Raw genomic sequence first — 17248 nt, 5'->3', positions numbered from 1 at the left:
CTACCGGGTGGTGGCCGCCACAGCACGGGCGTGCCCACCGCGCTGGCCTGGTGCACTATCTCCCAGCGGCTGACACGGACTTGACACGGCCTGACGGAGCACTGACACAAGCCCGCCAAGCTACGACCGTATGAAGACGATCATGATCTTGGGCCTGGCCCTTGTCGCAAGCTCCGCCACCGCCCAGAGCCTCACGGGCGCCGGCGCATCCTTCCCGTACCCGCTGTACTCCAAGATGTTCGCCGAGTACAAGAACGCTGCCGGTGTGGACGTCAACTACCAGTCGGTCGGCTCCGGCGCCGGCCAGAAGGCCATCACCGAGCGCACCGTGGATTTCGCCGGCAGCGACAACCCCATGAGCGACGACGCCATGAAGGCGGCGCCCGCCAAGCTGCTGCACATCCCCACCGCCATCGGCGCCGTGGTGCCCGCGTACAACCTGCCCGGCGTGACCGAGCCCCTGAAGTTCACGGGTAAGGTGCTCGCGGACATCTACCTGGGCAAGATCAAGACCTGGAACGACAAGGCCATCGCCGCGCTGAACCCCGGCGTGACCCTGGCTCCGCTGCCGATCACGGTCGCCCGCCGCAGCGACGGCTCGGGCACGACCTACGTGTTCAGCGACTACCTGAGCAAGGTCAGCACCGAGTGGAAGACCAAGGTCGGCGTGGGCAACTCGCTGAGCTGGCCGGTCGGCACCGGCGCCAAGGGCAACGACGGCGTGGCCGGCGTGGTCAAGAGCACCCCCGGCGCCATCGGCTACGTGGAACTGGTGTACGCCAAGCAGAACAAGCTGCCCTACGGCAGCGTGCAGAACCGTGCGGGCAAGTACGTGCTGGCCGACAACGTCCCCGCCGCGATGGCCGCCAAGGGCGTCGTGATCCCCGCCGACACCCGCGTGTCGCTGACCAACTCCGCGAACGCCGACGCCTACCCGATTGCGAGCTTCACGTACGTGATCTTCTACCAGGAGCAGAAGTACGGCAGCCGCACCCAGGCGCAGGCGCAGCAGCTCAAGAAGCTCCTGACGTGGATGGTCACCACCGGGCAGGGCTACAACGAGCCCCTGGACTACGCCAAGCTGCCGGACAACGTGGAAGCCAAGGCCAAGAGCATCATCAACACCCTGACCTTCGACGGCAAGAAGTTCTGAACGTCTGAACCTCTACGGGGCGGTCCACCACGCGTGGCCGCCCGTTTTTCGTACCCCGGGACCCGGCCTGACCCGCCCATGACGATCCCGGGGTCAACTGTGGCCCAGATGCCTGCCGAGGTCATGATCCCATGAGTGAACCCACCCGCCCCGCCCCGCCCGCCAGACTGTCGAGCGCCAGCGACCGCGTGTTCGAGGGCCTGATCCTGGTCCTGGCCTCGGTGATCCTGCTGGTCTTCCTGACCAGCATCTACCAGCTCACCCGGGATTCCTGGCCCGCCCTGCAACACTTCGGCCTGAGCTTCTTCACGCAGCGCACGTGGAACCCGGTCGCCGGCGTGTTCGGGGCGTCCAGCATGATCGCGGGCACCCTGGTGACCAGCCTGGTCGCGCTGCTGATCAGCGTGCCGCTGGCCGTCGCGAGCGCCCTGTTCGTCGCGGAGTACGCGCCCCGGTGGCTGGCCAACCCGGTCGGGTACCTGATCGAGCTGCTGGCCGCCGTGCCCAGCGTGGTGTACGGCCTGTGGGCCCTGTTCGTGATCGCGCCCATCCTGGGCCGCTGGCAGATCACCTTCTTCAGCCCCGACCACCCCGACCGCCTGGCGCTGTACACCAAGTGCGCTGCGCTGTGGGCCGAGAACAAGACCACGCTGCAGTGCTTCTTCGTGCCCAGCAGCGGTGCGGGGCGCGGCCTGGCCCTGGCGATCATCATCCTGACGGTCATGATCCTGCCGTACACCGCCTCGGTGGCGCGCGACGTGATCCGGCTGGTGCCGCAGGACCAGCGCGAGGCGATGTACGCGCTGGGCGCGACCAAGTGGGAAGTCATCTCGCGCGCCATCTTGCCTTACGCCCGCGCCGGCATCCTGGGCGGCGTGATCCTCGCGCTGGGCCGCGCGCTGGGCGAGACGCTGGCCGTCGCCATGGTGATCGGGGACAGCCAGGACGTGCTGCGCTCCATCTGGGGCAACGCCAGCACCATGGCCTCGGTGATCGCCAACCAGTTCGGAGACGCCCGTGAGACGCTGCACCGCTCGTCGGTGGTGACGCTCGGCCTGACGCTGTTCTTCCTGAGCGTGCTCGTGAACTACGTCGCGCGGCTGATCATCGCCCGCCTGACGCCCAAGGGAATCCAATGATGAGCGCCCTGACGTCCGCCGCCGCCCGCCCGACCACCGCCCTGAGCCCCGCGCGGCGCGTGAAGAACCTGCTGATGGGCGCGCTGATCCTGCTCGCCACGCTGGTCGTGGTGGCGCCCCTGATCCTGATCTTCGTGTACCTGCTGCGTGAGGGTCTGGGCGCCATGAACCTCGCCTTCTTCACCAAGGTGCCCGCCCCGGAAGGCGAGACGGGCGGCGGGTTGCTGAACGCCATCGCCGGCAGCGTCGAGATGCTGCTGATGGCCTCCGTGATCGGCGTGATCGTCGGCGTGGCCGGCGGGATCTTCCTGTCCGAGTACCCCCGCCACCCGCTGATGCCCACCGTCCGCATGATCAGCGACGTGCTCGCGGGCATCCCCGCCATCGTGATGGGTCTGGTCGCGTACGGCCTGATCGTGCTGCACTTCGGGTTCTCCGGCTTCGCGGGCGCGCTCGCGCTGGGCTTCCTGATGATCCCGATCGTGGTGCGCACCAGCGAGGAAGTCCTGAAACTCGTGCCGCAGAGCGTGCGCGAGGCCGGGCTGGCGCTGGGCCTGCCCAAGTGGCTGGTCACGCTGCGGATCGTGCTGCCGGCCGCCGCCGGGGGCATCGTCACCGGCGTCATGCTGGCGCTGGCGCGCGTGGCCGGCGAGGCCGCGCCGCTGCTGTTCACCGCCTTCGGCAACCCGAACGTGAACCTGAATCCCGCCAAACCCATGAGCGCCCTGCCGCTCGAGATCTACCGCGGTGCGACCAGCGCGTACGACGAGAACCAGCGCCTCGCCAAGGCCGGCGCGCTGCTGCTGATCGTGCTGATCTTCGTGACCAGCCTGCTCGCCCGGCGCTTCAGCCGCCGGAAATAAGGGGACGTGAGCGCTGGGCTCTGAGCTCTGAGCAGGCAGCACACCCGACGCCCACCGGTTTTCCCTCAGCGCTCATCGCCCAGAGCCCACGTCCCAGGAGTCCCCTGACATGACCCAGTCCACCTCCCCCGTGATCCTCAGCGCCCAGAATGTCGACATCTTCTACGGCGAGAACCGCGCCGTGAAAAGCGTCAGCCTGGATTTCCGCCGGGGCACCGTGAACGCCCTGATCGGCCCGTCCGGCTGCGGCAAGACCACCTTCCTGCGCGCCATCAACCGCATGCACGACCTGACGCCCGGCGCGCGCGTTGCCGGCAAGATCCTGCTGGACGGCCAGGACATCTACGACCCGGCCGTCGACCCGGTCAGCATGCGCCGCCGCGTGGGCATGGTCTTCCAGAAGCCCAATCCCTTCCCGACCATGAGCGTGTTCGACAACGTCGTGTCGGGCCTGAAACTCAGCGGCGTGCGCGACCGCGCCCAGCTGATGCAGGTCGCGGAGCGCAGCCTCAAGGGCGCGGCGCTGTGGACGGAAGTCAAGGACCGCCTGAACACGCCCGCCACCGGCCTGTCCGGCGGGCAGCAGCAGAGATTGTGCATCGCCCGCGCCCTGGCGGTCGAGCCCGAGATCCTGCTCATGGACGAGCCCACCAGCGCCCTGGACCCGGCCAGCACCGCCAAGATCGAGGACCTGATGTCGGAGCTGAAGAAGGTCACGACCATCGTGATCGTCACGCACAACATGCACCAGGCCGCCCGAGTGAGCGACACCACGTCGTTCTTCCTGGTGGGCGACATGGTCGAGCACGGCGTGACCGACCAGATCTTCACCAGCCCCCGCGACGAGCGCACCGAGGCCTACGTGAGCGGACGCTTCGGGTAAGCGCCGGGCCGACATTCCGGGCATGACGCGCGCCGCCTTCTGGGATCAGGGCGGCGCGTTCGTCGTGGCCCAGGTCACTCGGGGCGGCCGGACGCTGGGCGCATCCTCACGACGCGGCCCTCAGCGTCACTCCATCCATGCGTGGCTGCTACCCAGCTTGCTGGGCTGGCGGGTCTGGTGCCCAGAGTGCTGGTTCACGTTGGCGGCCGCACCCGCCACGCGCTGACCAGCGGCAGCAGCGCCCACGCCGCGCACGCGGCGGCCAGGACCGGGAAGCCGACCCGGGCGATCACGACGCCGCCGATCAACGTGCCCAGCCCGGACGCCACGAAGCCCAGGCTGTCGGTGATGCCCTGCGCGGCCGGGAAGCGTGTGAGGGCCTTGCTGCCCGCCACGAAGGCCAGGTTCCAGCCCAGGCCCAGCAGGAACATGGACACGCCCAGCCACGCGGTGCCGGTCAGTGGAGCGGTCACGGCGGCGGCCAGCAGCAGGGCCGCGCCGCCCACATATCCGAAGCGCAGGCCCACGCGGTCGATCAGCGGGCCGGTCAGCCATCCGAAGCCGAACATGCCCAGGATGTGCCCCGAGATCAGCGCGGCCACGCCCGCGTGATCCACGCCCATGTGGTGCGCGCGCAGCGGCGTGAGGCTCATCAGCGTGACCATCAGGCCCTGCGCGGTCGCCATGGCCAGCGCGGTGGAGCGCACGCCGGGAATGCGGAACGCCTGGAGGGCGCCCAGCCGGGCCTGCGGCGTGCCGGCGCCGGCGTTCGGGTGGGCCGGGCGCAGCGGCTTCCACGCGACCATCAGGCCGGCTGCGGTCGCCAGCAGGCCTCCACCGACCAGCCACCCGGCGACCTCCGGCGTGCTCCCCAGCGCCCGGCCCAGCGCCTCGATGGGCCGCGAGAAGCCGGTGATCACGAACGAGCCCAGCACGCTCATCAGCATCATCACGCCCAGCGCCAGGCCGCGCCGCCCTTCCGGAACGCTCTCGGCGGCGGCGTAACGGGCCTGCTGGTAGCCGCCCTGCGCGCCGCCCATCAGCATCGCGCCCAGCAGGAACACCGGGGTTATGCCCGCGCGGGCGCCCAGAAAGCCGACCACGGCCCCCAGCGCGCCCAGCGTGAAGGCCGCTGCCAGGCCCGTACGCCGCCCGGCGCGCAGCATCAGCGCGCCGAAGGCCCCGGCCGACAGCGCCCCGGAGGTCTGGATCAGCGTGCTGGGCAGCCCCGCCAGCGTCTCACTGGCCAGCCCGCTGATGATCAGGCTGGCGAGCACCGTGCTGACCGTGGTCGCGCCGGTCGCCAGCGCCTGGGCCGCGTACAGCGGCAGCACGCGGCCCATGTCTGAGCGGGCGGGCGCGCCGTAGGTGGCGTCGCTCACGCGCCGCCCTGTTGTCGCCAGCGCTCCTGCACGGCTTCGCGCAGGTACGAGGCGGCGTCCTCAGTGCTCGCGCCCGGCGTGAATACGCGCCCCACGCCGATCTCCTGCAACTTCGGCAGGTCCTGGTCGGGGATGATGCCGCCGCCGAACACGATGATGTCGTCCGCGCCCTGTTCGCGCAGCAGGCTCATGACGTCGCGGAAGTACACCATGTGCGCGCCCGACAGCACGCTCAGGCCGATGGCGTCCACGTCCTCCTGTACGGCCGCGTTCACGATCATCTCGGCGGTCTGGCGCAGGCCGGTGTAGATCACTTCCATGCCCGCGTCGCGCAGGGCGCGCGCCACGACCTTCGCGCCCCGGTCGTGGCCGTCCATGCCGGGCTTGGCGATCAGCACCCGAATTCGGCGGTCTCCTGTCACGTGTGTGCCTCCTGATCTAACGCTCGTTTGGACGCAGTCTAGCGTCCTCACCTCCGCATCAGGCCGGACGTGGACACTGCGGTCATGCTGAGCATCCTGGCCGTGCTCGCCCTGACCACCGCGCCCCTGCCCGTGCCCTTCGCCGGTCCACGCTGGACGCTCGCGGGCCTCACGCCGGACGGGGGCCGGCTGCGGGTGCCCGGCACGCGGATGGCCCGGCCCGCCTTCACCGTCCACGGCGGGCGGCTGACCGGCACGACGGGGTGCAGTCCGCTGCGCGCCCGCGTGGCGATCAGCGGCAACTCTGTCCGCATCTGGAACGTGCAGGCCGGCACCGGCGACTTCTGCCCGGACCACGCGCTGGCGCTGCGCGAGGACTTCACCACCCTGCTGGAGCGGGTCACGCGCGTGGAGTGGCGCGGCTCCACCCTGATCCTGCACGCCGGTACGGGCCGGCTGGAGTTCACGTCCGGAGCCCGGCCGTGACCGTCAGCGCGACAGCAGCACGGCCAGGATCGCCACGGCGGCCGGTACCGTCTGCACGAACAGGATGCGCCGGTTGGCGGTGAGCGCGCCGTAGATCCCCGCCACGGCCACGCAGCTCAGGAAGAACAGTTGCACCGAGGGTGACTGGATCAGCAGCCCCCACAGCAGCCCGGCGGCCAGGAAGCCGTTGTACAGGCCCTGGTTGGCCGCCAGCGCGCGGGTCTGCCGCGCGAAGTCCGGGGTTGTGCCGAAGGCCCGCATGGCGCGCGGTGTCTCCCACAGGACCATCTCCAGCACCAGGATGTACACGTGCAGCAGCGCGATCCCGGCGACCAGCACGCCTGCCAGCACGCTCATGCCGCCGCGCTCACGGCAGCGCCCGCGTGAGCCGCGCCACGACGCGCTCCTGGCCCAGCGTGGCGAGCAGCTCCGGCAGGTCCGGGCTTTCCAGCGTCCCGGCCACGGCCGCGCGCACCGGCGGCATCACCTTGCCGAGCTTCAGGCCCTGCTCCTCGGCGTAGGTCTGGAACAGCGCCTTGATGCTCACGGCATCGAAGGCGGGCGCGTTCTTCAGGCGGGCGGTGAGGTCCGGCAGCACGTCGCGCGCGCCGTCGATGGCCGCCTGCGCCTTCTCGGTCACGGGGTAGGTCTCCGACCAGAAGTACGGCGTCTTGTCGAGGAACTCGCTGAAGACCTCGATACGCGGCGTCATCAGGCGCGTCACGGCGCGGAAGTGGTCGTCGAGCGGCAGGTCCGACTTGTGCTCTGCCAGGAACGCGTGCAGGCGGCGGGCCACGTCGTCCTCCGTCAACACCTCGCGCAGGTACTTGCCGTTGTACCAGCGCAGCCTGGCCTGATCGAACACCGGGCCGCCCAGCGTCACGTCCTCCACGCGGAACACCCGCTCGAGTTCGGGCAGGTCGAAGATCTCGCGGCCGTCCGGGTGCGTCCAGCCCATGGTCGCCAGGAAGTTCAGCAGCGCCTCGGGCAAGAAGCCCTGCTGCTGGTACCACTCGACGCTGGTGGGGTTCTTGCGCTTGCTGATCTTGCTGCGGTCGGCGTTGCGCAGCAGCGGCATGTGCGCCCACACCGGCTCGGGCCACGAAAAGGCGCGGTACAGCAGGATGTGGATGGGCGTGGACGTGATCCACTCCTCGGCGCGCACCACGTGCGTCACGCCCATCGCGCGGTCGTCCACCACGTTCGCGAGGTGGTACGTGGGAAAGCCGTCGGCCTTGAGCAGCACCTTGTCGTCGATCTCGCGGTTCTGGAAGTGGATCGGGTCGCGCAGCACGTCGTTCACGACCGTCTCGCCCTCACGCGGCACCTTCAGGCGGATCACGGCCGCCTCGCCCGCGTCCACCCGGCGCTGCGCCTCGGCCGCGTCCAGGTCCCGGCTCGGCACGTGGATCACGTGGCCGGCCGCCTGCGCCGCCTCGCGCAGCGCCGACAGCTCGTCCGGCGTCTCGAACGCGTAATACGCGTGACCGGACGCGACGAGCTGCCGGGCGTAGTCGCCGTACAGGTCCATGCGCTCGGATTGCCGGTACGGGCCGTTAGGGCCGCCCTGGAGAGGGGACTCGTCGGGGGTCAGGCCCAGCCACTGCATCATGCGGAAGATGCGCGTCTCGCTGTCCGCGACGTAGCGGCCACGGTCGGTGTCCTCGATGCGCAGGATGAACCTTCCGCCCGCCTGGCGGGCCAGGATGAAGTTGAATAGGCCGATGTACGCGGTGCCCACGTGCGGGTCGCCGGTCGGGCTGGGAGCGATGCGGGTCACGACAGACATACGGGACAGGATACGTTTTCTCATCCAGCCCCCTGGTCAAGTCAGGCCGTGATCAGGCATGATGTGAGAGTTGCGCCGCCCTGGCGGCCCCCCTGGGAGACCCTTGACGAACGCCCTGACTGTCCTTGACGTGCTCGGCCTGCTTCTCTTCGCAGCGTACGTGATCCAGCAGACGCTCGCCGCCACCCGTCCCGCGCCCCGACCCCCACAGCGGCACCACGGCGCGCGGCTGGTGTTCCTGATCCCGGCGCTGAACGAGGCGCAGGTGATCGTGCCCACCCTGGAGAACCTGCGCGCGGCGGTGCCGGACGCCCGCGTCGTGGTGATCGACGACGCCAGCGACGACCGCACCGCCGCCCTGGTCGAGGCGGCGGCGCAGCGCGACCCACACGTGCTGCTGCTGCGCCGCCGCCCGCCCGAGGCGCGGCAGAACAAGGGCCGGGCCATGAACTGGGCCGTGCGGCAGCTCCTGCAGGACCCGCAGCTGACGGCGCATCCGCTGGAGGACACGGTGCTCGTGGTCGTGGACGCCGACGGCCGCATCGGCCCGGACTTCGCGCCGCAGGTGCGCGGGGCCTTCGCGGACCCGCACGTGATGGCCGCGCAGGGCTGGATGCGCTTCCGGCAGAGTGGCGCGCCCGCCGGGTGGCGCGGCGTCGCGGGCCGGATGCTGCTGTTCCAGCAGGACCTGGAGGCCTTCATCACCGGGCACATCCAGCGCTACCGCACGCTGGGCGGCACGGCGTCACTCACCGGCAACGGCCAGTGCATGCGCGCCAGCTACGTGGCCGATCAGCTCGCGCGCGGCGTGGACCCGTGGCCGGACGTGCTGCTCGAAGACTTCGCCAGCGCCGTCGAGGTGCGCCTGCACGACCCCCGGCACCGCGTGGCCTACCTGACGGCACACGTGCAGCAGCAGGGCGTGCTCGACCTGCGGCAGTTCGTGCGGCAGCGGGCGCGCTGGACCCAGGGCACCATGCAGTGCCTGGCCTACCTGCCCAAACTGTGGCAGCGGCCCGCGTCCCTGCTGACTCGCGTGGACTTCAGCTACTTCATCCTGGCGCCGTGGCTGAACCTGATCCTGATCGTGTCCATGGCCAGCCAGGGCCTGCGCCGCGTGACCGGGTGGCAGGGCCTGTGGCTGCCCGGCTGGGTGGGCGTGCTGCTCACGGTGCTGCCGCTGGCCCTGCAACTCAACTGGGCGCTGCGTTACCGCGCCGAGCGCCGGCTGGCCTGGTGGGCGGTGCCGTACACGCTGCTGAGCCTGCCGATCTACTCGGTGGCGCTGCTGGGCAACATGCCGCTGGCGTACTGGAACCATTTCACCGGCAAACGCGCGTGGTACAAGAGCGAGCGCCACGACGAGGTCGCGCCGGACCCCGCTCCGCACCGGGCCGAGCCCCGGGCCGACGCGCGGCAGTACGGCACGGACTGACCGCAGGCGCCTGCATGGAAGACACCGGGTGAAGGCCCGGTGTCTTGTGATTGGAGCCCATGTTGAGTGGCGGTCGCGGTCAGCCCTGCTTCAGCCACACCCTACGCGACCGGTTCGCCCCGCTGCAGCCGCACGGCCCGCACGAGGTTCTGGTACGTCAGCGCGCTGGTCAGGGGCCCCACGCCGCCCGGTACGGGGGACTGGGCGCGCACCGGCAGCTCCGGCACAGCGTCGCCCTCCACGCCGCCCCCGGCCTTCACGTTGATCCCGGCGTCGATCACCACGTGGTGCGGCTGCACGTGCTCCGGGCGCAGCAGGCCCGCGCGGCCCACCGCCACGACCACCGCGTCCACCCCGGCCAGCACGCCCGGCAGGTCGCGCGTGTGCTCGTTGCACACCGTCACGGTCACGCCCCGGTTGTTCAGCATGAAGGTCAGCGGGCGGCCCACCGTGCGCCCCGGCCCGACCACCGCCACCCGCAGGCCGCGCAGGTCGTCGCCCAGGACAGAGCGCAGCAGGAAGCGCACCGAGCGCGGCGTGGGCGGCAGCAGTGCCTCGGGCTCGCGGCCCGCCGCGATCAGGGCCAGGTTGCCGGGCGTCAGGCCCTCTACGTCCTTGCGGTGAGCGACATGCAGCAGCGCCTCGTCGGCGTCCAGGCCGGCGGCCAGCGGCAGCTCCAGCATGATGCCGTGCACGGTTTCGTCGGTGGAAAGGGATTCCAGCGCGGCATGCAACTCGGCCTGCGTGGCTCCGGCCCCCAGGTCGCGCACGCTGAACGCCACGCCCAGCTTGCGTGCCCGCCGCGCCTTGGCGTCCACGTACACTGCCGACGCCGGGTCGCTGGAGGCCAGCACACTCACCAGGTGCGGCTGGAACGGCTCCGGGGCCTGCGCCCACTGCGTCAGCGCGCTCCGGACCCCGGCCATGACCCCCTCGGCCAGATGCTTGCCCGTCAGGGCCTGGGGGTGCGCCCCCGACATCAGTGCTTGAAGTGCCGCGAGCCGGTGAACACCATGCTCAGGCCCAGTTCGTTGCACGCGGCGATCACCTCGGGGTCGCGCTTGGCGCCGCCGGGTTGCAGGATGGCGCTCACGCCTGCCTGCGCGGCGAGGCGCACCACGTCGTCGAAGGGGAAGAACGCCTCGGACGCCAGCACCGCGCCCCGCGCGCCCTCGCCCGCGTTCGCCACGGCGCGCTCGGCGGCCCAGATGCGGCTGACCGCGCCGGCGCCCAGGCCGACCGTCACGCCGCCCCTGGCGATCACGACCGCGTTGCTGCGGGCGTGCTTCACGGTCGCCCACGCGAAGCGCAGGTCGAGCCACTCCTGCTCGGTCGGTTCGCGCGTCGTGACCGTCTCGGGGCACAGGTCGTCCCACGGGCGGGTATCCCGCTCCTGCACGGCGAAGCCGCCGGTCAGGGGCCGCACGTCCAGCACGCTCACGTGCTCGCTGGGGCCGGCGATCAGCACGCGCAGGTCGGGCTTCTTTTCGGCGAACCACGCGGTGGCCTCGGCACTCACGTCCGGCGCGATCAGCACCTCCAGGAAGGTGCCGCGCATGCTCTGTGCCGCCGCCAGATCCACGGGCCGGTTCACCGCGACCACGCCGCCGAACACGCTCAGGGTGTCGGCGTCACGGGCGCGTTCCCACGCCGACTTCACGTCCCCGGCCAGGGCCACGCCGCAGGGGTTGGCGTGCTTGACGGCCACGCACACCGCCGCGTGCTCCGGCACGGCGGCCTCCTGCGCCGAGAGTTCCTGGCACAGCGTCCACGCGGCGTCGGCGTCCGTGAAGTTGTTGAAACTCATGGGCTTGCCCGACACCACCTGCGCGTCGATGACCGGCCCGCGTGCGCTGCCCAGGCGGTAGATCGCGCCGGGCTGGTGCGGGTTCTCGCCGTACCGCACCTCGGCGGCCTTGTCGAGGGTCAGCGTCAGCGTCTGCGGCAGGCCGGTCGGCAATTCGTCGGAGGTGCCCTCCAGGTACGCGGTGATGGCGGCGTCGTATTCGCTGGTGTGCCGGTAGGCCTTGGCCGCCAGGCGCTTGCGGTCCGTGTCCGAAACCGCGTCCGCCAGGGCCAGCGGGTAATCGGCCGGATCGACCAGCACCAGCACGCCCGCGTGGTTCTTCGCGGCCGAGCGGATCATGGCAGGCCCGCCGATGTCGATGTTCTCGATCACCTCGTCGAAGGGGGCGCCGCGCGCCACCGTCTCCCGGAAGGGGTACAGGTTCACGCATACCAGGTCAATCGTGCCGATGCCGTGCTCCTGGAGCTGCCCCAGATGGTCCTCGTCGCGCCGGGCGAGGATGCCGCCGTGGACGGCCGGGTGCAGGGTCTTCACGCGGCCGTCGAGCATCTCGGGAAAGCCGGTCACGTCGCTCACCTGCCGCGCCGGGATGCCCGCGCCGGTGATCGAGGCGTAGGTGCCGCCGGTGCTGAGGATCTCCCAGCCGCGCTGCTCGAGCTGCCGCGCGAACTCGATCACGCCGGTCTTGTCGCTCACGGAAATCAGGGCCCGTCTCGCCATATGTCATGTCCTCCGGTGCAGCGAACCGCCCGCCCCGCAGGGGAGAGCGTCCGACCCAGGCGCGCGATCACGAAGTCATGTCCAGGGGCTCCCCCGTGGTCGGCCCACGTTCAGCGCCAGTCGCCCCCGCGCTGCGCCCAGCATAGAGCATCCGCCCGGGGCGGGGGAGTGGCGCCTTTGGCAGCCATGGTAGCGCCGTTCGCCAGTGACCTGGCGTGTCCGCCCGCCTACGCTGGGGGCATGAAGACCACGCACCGGTACGGCCGCGGAGCCGCGGCATGAGCATCATCCTGATCACGGGCGCCTCGTCGGGCATCGGCAAGGCGGCGGCGCAGCGCCTCCTGAACGAGGGCCACACCGTCTATGTCGCGGCCCGCCGCACCGAGGCCATGCAGGACCTGCAGGCCAGGGGTGCGCTGCCCCTGCGGCTGGACATCACCCGCGAGGACGAGATCACGGCCGCCGTCGAGCGGATTACCGCCCAGCACGGTGGGCTGGACGTGCTGATCAACAACGCCGGATTCGGCATGTACGGCTCGGTGGAGGAGACCACCCTCGAGGACGCCCGCTCTCAGTTCGAGGTGAACGTGTTCGGCATGGCCCGCCTGACCCAGCTGGTCATTCCCGTGATGCGGGGGCAGGGCCGCGGCCGGATCATCATCACGTCCTCGATGGGTGGGCGCATCTACACGCCGCTGGGGGCGTGGTATCACGCGACCAAACACGCGGTCGAGGGCTGGAGTGACGCCCTGCGTCTGGAACTCGCGCCGTTCGGTATCGACGTGGTGCTGATCGAGCCCGGCATCATCGGCACGGAGTTCGGGACCGTGATGACGGGGCCCATGCTGGAACGCTCGGGAAGTGGCCCGTACGCGCGGCTGGCCCACGCGGTCGCCGGCGCCACCGCGCCCATGTCGAAGCCGGACGTCGTCGCCGGCGCGATCAGCCGGGCGGTGACGGCCAGGCGGCCGAGGACGCGCTACGTCGCCGGCAGCCTGGCCCGGCCCCTGATGTTCATCCGCAAGCACCTGGGCGACCGCGTGTACGACCGGGTGATCATGGCCCCGTTCGGCCGGGGATGACCCGCCGGTTCGCGGTGGAACTCGGCTGGCGCACGCTCCTGCGTGACCTGAACGTGCGCGAGTTGGCCGTCCTGCGCCGCGCCGGGCTGCCGGACGACCTCTTCTCGCGGCCCGGTCAGGGCCTGGACACCGGGGAGTATTTCCGCTTCTGGCTCGGCCTGGAGGCGGAGGTGCGTGATCCGCTGCTGCCCCTGCGGGTGATGGAGACGATCACCACGGAACTCTTCAGTCCGCCGCTGTTCGCCGCGCTGTGCAGCGCCACCCTCGTGCAGGCCGCGCACCGACTGGCCACGTACAAGGCCCTGATCGCCCCGATGGAACTGGACGTGCGGGCCTCGCCCTCCGGCACCCTCACCCTGACACCGCGCTGGCTGGAGGCCGTGGGCGACGTGCCCGTGATCGTCACGGTGACCGAACTGGCCTTCTTCGTGCGGCTGGCGCGCATGGCCACGCGGGATCGGGTGCCGGCGCTGGAGGTGACGCTCCCCGATCTGCCCGCGAGGAGCCACATGCCGGCCTACACCGAGTTCTTCGGCGTGCGCGTCACGCGGGGTGAGCGGCCCAGCATCACCTTCGGCGCCACGGACGCGGTGAGACCCTTCCTGACCGAGAACGCGGCGATGTGGCAGGTCTTCGAGCCCGAGCTGCGCCGGCGCCTGAGCGACATCGGCGACCGGGCGAGCATGGGCGAGCGGGTCAGCGCCGTGCTGCTGGAACTGCTGCCGGGCGGGGCCGCCGGCATCGACGTCGTGGCGGCCCGGCTGAACGTCAGCACACGCACCCTTCAGCGCCGGCTGGACGCAGAGGGCGTGACCTTCCGCGCGCTGATCAACGTCACCCGCGAGAAGCTGGCGAGGCATTACCTGACCCGGACGGTACTGTCCGGTGCCGAGATCGCCTTCCTGCTCGGCTTCACCGACCCCAATTCGTTTTTCCGCGCGTTCCGCGAGTGGACCGGCGTGACCCCCGACACCGTGCGGCGGGTGCTCACCTGACGGTGGGCCGGGCGATGCCCACATCAAGTCGAGGGGGCGCCCCGACGTGCGATCAGGTGGCGTTCCCGCTGGCGTCCGGTGTGGTCAGTGCCGTGCCCTGGCCGGTGCCCCGGATCACCCCCTGCAACTCCGCGAGGACGTCGCGTTCCTTGTCGTTCACCTGCTCGCCGCCGATGCCGAGGAACCCGCCTTCCTTGGCCGCCTGCGCGGTGCGCTCCGCGACCTGCATCAGCATGTCCCGGTACGCCTGGGCGTCCTCGGGGCTGGTCTTGGCGGACACCAGCCACACTGCCTGCCGCACGGCCTGCACGTTCTGCTCGACGGCCTCCTGCATGTTCTTTGCACGTTCGCCCTGCAGGTCCCTGAGTTCCTCGGGGTTGGGGCCCTTGCCGAGCAGGTCGGCGGCCATCGCTTCCATCAGCGGCGTGCGCCCGGCGCTGCTCACGCTCTCGCGGATCGAGGCGGCAATCGCCTGCGCTTCGGCCAGCAGGCCGGTCAGGCCGCTGGGACTGGCGGCGACCACGGCGGCGCCCGCCCGGCCGGGGCCGGTCATGATCTGGAACCACTCCTGCGTGCTGAAGTTGTCTTTCAGGCTCATGCGTTCAGCGTAGGGCGGGGCCGCCGGGCCGGCCCTCGGCCTTCATTCACGCGCCTTCACGTCCGAGAAGTCGAAGCGGGGCGCCTCGGTGTCCTCACGCACGCTGCGGGCATCGGGCTCCAGGCCGTGCCCGCCGAACATGCCGCCCGCCGCGAGCGACCCGCCGACCGCGTCGCCGGGCCGGCCGTCGCGCGGCACCAGCGGCTTCATGCGCCACGCGACCACGATCAGCACCAGCGGCAACACGATAAAGAGCAGTGCAGCGACCATGCGCGCAGTGTCCCACGGGGAGGACACGACAACACCCGGCGCGGGGCCGGGTGCGGGCGAGGGGGCGCGTTACGCGCTCTGCGCGTCGGGGAGCGGGGGAAGGAGATGGACGCGGCCCCAGGTGTCGATGGCGTCGATCACCGCCTGCAGTTCGCGCCCGGCGGGCGTCAGCGAGTACACGCTGCGGGCGAGTTTGCCGTGGCTGTCCTCGGTGCGCTTGGAGATGATCTGCAGGGTCTCGAGGTGCTCCAGCCGCTGGGTGAGGGTGGCGCTGTTGCAGCCGCCGACCGCGCGGGCGAGTTCGTTGAAGCCCTTCTCGCCGTCCAACAGGGAGCGGACGATGTGCAGCACCCACTTCTCCTGCAACACCCCGATCGCCCGGTAGACCGGGCAGAATCCAGTGTGTTCCGTGCTCATGACACAAAGCATACACCTAACGGCGAACTAAAGTGCAGCCGAACTCACACCGCTTGACTTTGTAAAGCAGTGGGTTTATGGTGACGGGCATGACGACCGCCACCGAAGTCCACCCCACCGCCGCCCACACCGTTGCCGAGGCGATCCAGACCCGCCGCAGCATCCGCAAGTTCGTCCAGGAACCCATGAACCAGGATGACCTGCACGAGATCCTGCGCCTCGCCAGCCTGGCCCCCAGCGCGTGGAACGCCCAGACGTGGCGTTTCGCCGTCGTGCAGAGCCAGGACGTCAAGGCCAAGCTCCAGGAAGCCGCCTACGGCCAGGCCCAGATCGGCAACGCCCCCGCCGTGATCGTGGTCTATTCCGACATGGAAGACACCCTGAACACCGTCGACGAGATCGCCCACCCCGGCATGGGGGAACAGGGCCTCGAGTACATCCGCAACACCTTCAACAACGTCTTCGGTGGGCAGGACGTGGCCCAGCGCGGCCAGTGGGGTCTGTCCCAGGCGAACATCGCCTTCGGCTTCCTGATGCTCGCCGCCCGCAGCCTGGGCTACGACACCGTGCCCATGCTCGGCTTCAACCCCCAGGCCGTGCGCGACCTGCTGGGTCTGCCCGAGCACGTCCAGTTCGCCGGCCTGCTGCCCGTCGGCAAGCGCGCCGAGGACGGCTTCCCGCACCACCGCCACAGCGTCGAGCGCATCACGAAGTTCTACTGACCTCTGCCGAGTCCGGGTGTCGGGCCCGCGCCCGCGGGCACACCGGGAATCACTGAAGGCCGCTCCCATCCCGGGGGCGGCCTTGTCGTGTCGACTGGACGGCATGAGCCATGCGATCACCGTCCACGCGTTCGGCGGCCCGGACGTCCTGACCTGGGAGGAGCGCCCCCTGCCGGTGCCGGCGGCCGGTCAGGTGCGGGTGCGCGTCACATTGACCGGGGTGAACTACGCCGACCTGCTGGCGCGTCAGGGCCGGTACGGCAACGCCGCGCCGCCCTTCACGCCCGGCCTGGACGCGGTGGGAGTGGTGGACGCGCTGGGTGATGGGGTCACCGGCCTGAGCGTGGGGCAGCGGGTCGCGTGTTACCCGGTGGGCGGCGGCTACGCCACGCACGTGCTGGCGAGCGCCACACTGTGTCTGCCCGTGCCGGACGGCGTGCCCGATGAGTCGGCTGCCGCGCTGACGATGCTCGCCACCGCCTACGGCATCCTGACCACGGCCGCGCGGCTGGAGCCCGGCGAGAGCGTGCTGATCCACGCGGCGGGCGGCGGGGTGGGGCACCTCGCCGTGCAGTACGCCCGCGCGCTGGGAGCGGGGCGCATCATCGGCGTGGTCGGCAGCGAGGCGCGCGCCGCCTTCGTCCGGGACCTGGGCGTGGATGACGTGATCGACCGCCACCGGGAGGACTTCGCCGCGCGCGTGCAGGACATCACCGGCGGGCGCGGCGTGGACGTGATTCTCGACTCGGTCGGCGGGGACACGGCCGAGCGCGGCGCGGGCGTGCTCGCGCGCTTCGGGCGGCTCGTGACGTATGGGCACGCGGGCGGGCGGCCCGGCCTGATTCCCACCGCGCCCCTGCACCGCGAGTGCCGCGCCGTGATCGGCTACAGCAACGGCACCCTGCGCCAGCACCGCCCGGAGCAGGCGCGGCGGACCACGCTGGAGGCCCTGGACGTCCTGGCGCGCGGCGGCGTGCGCGTGCACATCGGGGCGCGCGTGCCCCTGCGAGGCGCGGCCGAGGCGCACCGGATCGTCGAGTCCGGCCGGGTGGAGGGCAAGGTGCTGCTCACCGTGGGCTGAGGGT

Annotated in this window: 19 protein-coding genes and 1 riboswitch; of the genes, 10 read left to right on the top strand and 9 right to left on the bottom strand. The window is 70.9% G+C overall.

Annotated elements, in window-relative coordinates:
• The first annotated feature begins 130 nt into the window (after window positions 1–130).
• The 4 genes from pstS (at window position 131) to pstB (ending at window position 4038) form a co-directional block, all read left to right on the top strand.
• Window positions 131–1153 carry a phosphate ABC transporter substrate-binding protein PstS gene (gene pstS / locus HNQ07_RS16825; protein ID WP_184113877.1) on the top strand — a complete coding sequence of 341 codons (1023 nt, stop codon included), beginning with the start codon at window positions 131–133 and terminating at the stop codon, window positions 1151–1153.
• A gap of 131 nt (window positions 1154–1284) precedes the next feature.
• Window positions 1285–2292 carry a phosphate ABC transporter permease subunit PstC gene (gene pstC / locus HNQ07_RS16820; protein WP_184113876.1) on the top strand — a complete coding sequence of 336 codons (1008 nt, stop codon included), beginning with the start codon at window positions 1285–1287 and terminating at the stop codon, window positions 2290–2292.
• Complete coding sequence (pstA, locus tag HNQ07_RS16815) at window positions 2292–3155, top strand: phosphate ABC transporter permease PstA (protein WP_373298093.1); 864 nt, start codon at window positions 2292–2294, stop codon at window positions 3153–3155. The genes pstC and pstA overlap by 1 nt, the downstream gene beginning before the upstream one ends.
• A gap of 109 nt (window positions 3156–3264) precedes the next feature.
• The gene (gene pstB, locus HNQ07_RS16810; RefSeq protein WP_184113874.1) at window positions 3265–4038 is read left to right on the top strand and encodes a phosphate ABC transporter ATP-binding protein PstB; all 774 of its coding nucleotides are present in this window, start codon (window positions 3265–3267) and stop codon (window positions 4036–4038) included.
• 194 nt (window positions 4039–4232) lie between these two features.
• Here the strand turns inward: pstB and HNQ07_RS16805 are convergent, their stop codons facing one another.
• A complete protein-coding gene (locus HNQ07_RS16805) occupies window positions 4233–5381 on the bottom strand; it encodes an MFS transporter (RefSeq protein WP_184113986.1) in 1149 nt (382 codons plus the stop codon).
• 35 nt (window positions 5382–5416) lie between these two features.
• Window positions 5417–5842 carry a cobalamin B12-binding domain-containing protein gene (locus tag HNQ07_RS16800; RefSeq protein WP_184113873.1) on the bottom strand — a complete coding sequence of 142 codons (426 nt, stop codon included), beginning with the start codon at window positions 5840–5842 and terminating at the stop codon, window positions 5417–5419.
• A gap of 84 nt (window positions 5843–5926) precedes the next feature.
• On the opposite strand from HNQ07_RS16800, the gene HNQ07_RS16795 reads away from it, so the two are divergent.
• On the top strand, window positions 5927–6328 hold the full coding sequence (locus HNQ07_RS16795; protein WP_184113871.1) for an META domain-containing protein: 402 nt from the start codon (window positions 5927–5929) through the stop codon (window positions 6326–6328).
• Between the two features lie 3 nt (window positions 6329–6331).
• Here the strand turns inward: HNQ07_RS16795 and HNQ07_RS16790 are convergent, their stop codons facing one another.
• Both HNQ07_RS16790 and gltX read right to left on the bottom strand, forming a co-directional pair.
• Window positions 6332–6685 carry a DUF1304 domain-containing protein gene (locus tag HNQ07_RS16790; RefSeq protein ID WP_184113869.1) on the bottom strand — a complete coding sequence of 118 codons (354 nt, stop codon included), beginning with the start codon at window positions 6683–6685 and terminating at the stop codon, window positions 6332–6334.
• A 10-nt stretch (window positions 6686–6695) separates the two neighbouring features.
• On the bottom strand, window positions 6696–8117 hold the full coding sequence (gene gltX, locus HNQ07_RS16785; protein WP_184113867.1) for a glutamate--tRNA ligase: 1422 nt from the start codon (window positions 8115–8117) through the stop codon (window positions 6696–6698).
• A 103-nt stretch (window positions 8118–8220) separates the two neighbouring features.
• Between gltX and HNQ07_RS16780 the strand changes: the two genes are divergently transcribed.
• Window positions 8221–9552, top strand: a complete 1332-nt coding sequence (locus HNQ07_RS16780; RefSeq protein WP_184113865.1) for a glycosyltransferase — start codon at window positions 8221–8223, stop codon at window positions 9550–9552.
• Between the two features lie 101 nt (window positions 9553–9653).
• Here HNQ07_RS16780 and HNQ07_RS16775 read toward each other — a convergent pair whose 3' ends face one another.
• The gene (locus HNQ07_RS16775) at window positions 9654–10532 is read right to left on the bottom strand and encodes a bifunctional 5,10-methylenetetrahydrofolate dehydrogenase/5,10-methenyltetrahydrofolate cyclohydrolase (protein WP_184113863.1); all 879 of its coding nucleotides are present in this window, start codon (window positions 10530–10532) and stop codon (window positions 9654–9656) included.
• Complete coding sequence (purH, locus tag HNQ07_RS16770) at window positions 10532–12079, bottom strand: bifunctional phosphoribosylaminoimidazolecarboxamide formyltransferase/IMP cyclohydrolase (protein ID WP_184113861.1); 1548 nt, start codon at window positions 12077–12079, stop codon at window positions 10532–10534. Before purH ends, HNQ07_RS16775 begins: the two co-directional genes overlap by 1 nt.
• A gap of 46 nt (window positions 12080–12125) precedes the next feature.
• Window positions 12126–12213, bottom strand: a riboswitch (ZMP/ZTP riboswitch).
• A gap of 144 nt (window positions 12214–12357) precedes the next feature.
• Between purH and HNQ07_RS16765 the strand changes: the two genes are divergently transcribed.
• Together HNQ07_RS16765 and HNQ07_RS16760 are read left to right on the top strand one after the other, a co-directional pair.
• A complete protein-coding gene (locus HNQ07_RS16765) occupies window positions 12358–13161 on the top strand; it encodes an oxidoreductase (protein ID WP_184113859.1) in 804 nt (267 codons plus the stop codon).
• Complete coding sequence (locus HNQ07_RS16760) at window positions 13158–14156, top strand: AraC family transcriptional regulator (protein ID WP_184113857.1); 999 nt, start codon at window positions 13158–13160, stop codon at window positions 14154–14156. The genes HNQ07_RS16765 and HNQ07_RS16760 overlap by 4 nt, the downstream gene beginning before the upstream one ends.
• A 52-nt stretch (window positions 14157–14208) precedes the next feature.
• Here the strand turns inward: HNQ07_RS16760 and HNQ07_RS16755 are convergent, their stop codons facing one another.
• The 3 genes from HNQ07_RS16755 to HNQ07_RS16745 form a co-directional block, all read right to left on the bottom strand.
• Window positions 14209–14754 (bottom strand): hypothetical protein, encoded by a 546-nt coding sequence (locus HNQ07_RS16755; RefSeq protein WP_184113855.1) that lies wholly within the window; start codon window positions 14752–14754, stop codon window positions 14209–14211.
• A gap of 42 nt (window positions 14755–14796) precedes the next feature.
• Entirely contained in the window at window positions 14797–15024 is a 228-nt protein-coding gene (locus tag HNQ07_RS16750) for a hypothetical protein (RefSeq protein WP_184113853.1), read from the bottom strand.
• A gap of 69 nt (window positions 15025–15093) precedes the next feature.
• The gene (locus HNQ07_RS16745; RefSeq protein WP_184113851.1) at window positions 15094–15441 is read right to left on the bottom strand and encodes a winged helix-turn-helix transcriptional regulator; all 348 of its coding nucleotides are present in this window, start codon (window positions 15439–15441) and stop codon (window positions 15094–15096) included.
• An 89-nt stretch (window positions 15442–15530) separates the two neighbouring features.
• On the opposite strand from HNQ07_RS16745, the gene HNQ07_RS16740 reads away from it, so the two are divergent.
• Window positions 15531–16163, top strand: coding sequence for a nitroreductase family protein (locus HNQ07_RS16740; protein WP_184113849.1), 633 nt, complete (start codon window positions 15531–15533; stop codon window positions 16161–16163).
• Window positions 16164–16266: 103 nt separating this feature from the next.
• Complete coding sequence (locus tag HNQ07_RS16735) at window positions 16267–17244, top strand: quinone oxidoreductase family protein (RefSeq protein WP_184113847.1); 978 nt, start codon at window positions 16267–16269, stop codon at window positions 17242–17244.
• Window positions 17245–17248 lie beyond the last annotated feature (4 nt).

Origin of the sequence: Deinococcus metalli, assembly GCF_014201805.1 — a bacterium.
GTDB lineage: Bacteria > Deinococcota > Deinococci > Deinococcales > Deinococcaceae > Deinococcus > Deinococcus metalli.
Note: the sequence above shows the minus strand (reverse complement) of the source record. Positions and strands in the feature narration are given on the sequence as shown.

Coding starts and splice junctions, on each gene's coding strand:
- pstS (WP_184113877.1), top strand. CDS start 131: ATGAAGACGATCATGATCTTGGGCCTGGCCCTTGTCGCAAGCTCCGCC.
- pstC (WP_184113876.1), top strand. CDS start 1,285: ATGAGTGAACCCACCCGCCCCGCCCCGCCCGCCAGACTGTCGAGCGCC.
- pstA (WP_373298093.1), top strand. CDS start 2,292: ATGAGCGCCCTGACGTCCGCCGCCGCCCGCCCGACCACCGCCCTGAGC.
- pstB (WP_184113874.1), top strand. CDS start 3,265: ATGACCCAGTCCACCTCCCCCGTGATCCTCAGCGCCCAGAATGTCGAC.
- HNQ07_RS16805 (WP_184113986.1), bottom strand. CDS start 5,381: ATGGGCCGCGTGCTGCCGCTGTACGCGGCCCAGGCGCTGGCGACCGGC.
- HNQ07_RS16795 (WP_184113871.1), top strand. CDS start 5,927: ATGCTGAGCATCCTGGCCGTGCTCGCCCTGACCACCGCGCCCCTGCCC.
- HNQ07_RS16790 (WP_184113869.1), bottom strand. CDS start 6,685: ATGAGCGTGCTGGCAGGCGTGCTGGTCGCCGGGATCGCGCTGCTGCAC.
- gltX (WP_184113867.1), bottom strand. CDS start 8,117: ATGTCTGTCGTGACCCGCATCGCTCCCAGCCCGACCGGCGACCCGCAC.
- HNQ07_RS16775 (WP_184113863.1), bottom strand. CDS start 10,532: ATGTCGGGGGCGCACCCCCAGGCCCTGACGGGCAAGCATCTGGCCGAG.
- purH (WP_184113861.1), bottom strand. CDS start 12,079: ATGGCGAGACGGGCCCTGATTTCCGTGAGCGACAAGACCGGCGTGATC.
- HNQ07_RS16765 (WP_184113859.1), top strand. CDS start 12,358: ATGAGCATCATCCTGATCACGGGCGCCTCGTCGGGCATCGGCAAGGCG.
- HNQ07_RS16760 (WP_184113857.1), top strand. CDS start 13,158: ATGACCCGCCGGTTCGCGGTGGAACTCGGCTGGCGCACGCTCCTGCGT.
- HNQ07_RS16755 (WP_184113855.1), bottom strand. CDS start 14,754: ATGAGCCTGAAAGACAACTTCAGCACGCAGGAGTGGTTCCAGATCATG.
- HNQ07_RS16750 (WP_184113853.1), bottom strand. CDS start 15,024: ATGGTCGCTGCACTGCTCTTTATCGTGTTGCCGCTGGTGCTGATCGTG.
- HNQ07_RS16745 (WP_184113851.1), bottom strand. CDS start 15,441: ATGAGCACGGAACACACTGGATTCTGCCCGGTCTACCGGGCGATCGGG.
- HNQ07_RS16740 (WP_184113849.1), top strand. CDS start 15,531: ATGACGACCGCCACCGAAGTCCACCCCACCGCCGCCCACACCGTTGCC.
- HNQ07_RS16735 (WP_184113847.1), top strand. CDS start 16,267: ATGAGCCATGCGATCACCGTCCACGCGTTCGGCGGCCCGGACGTCCTG.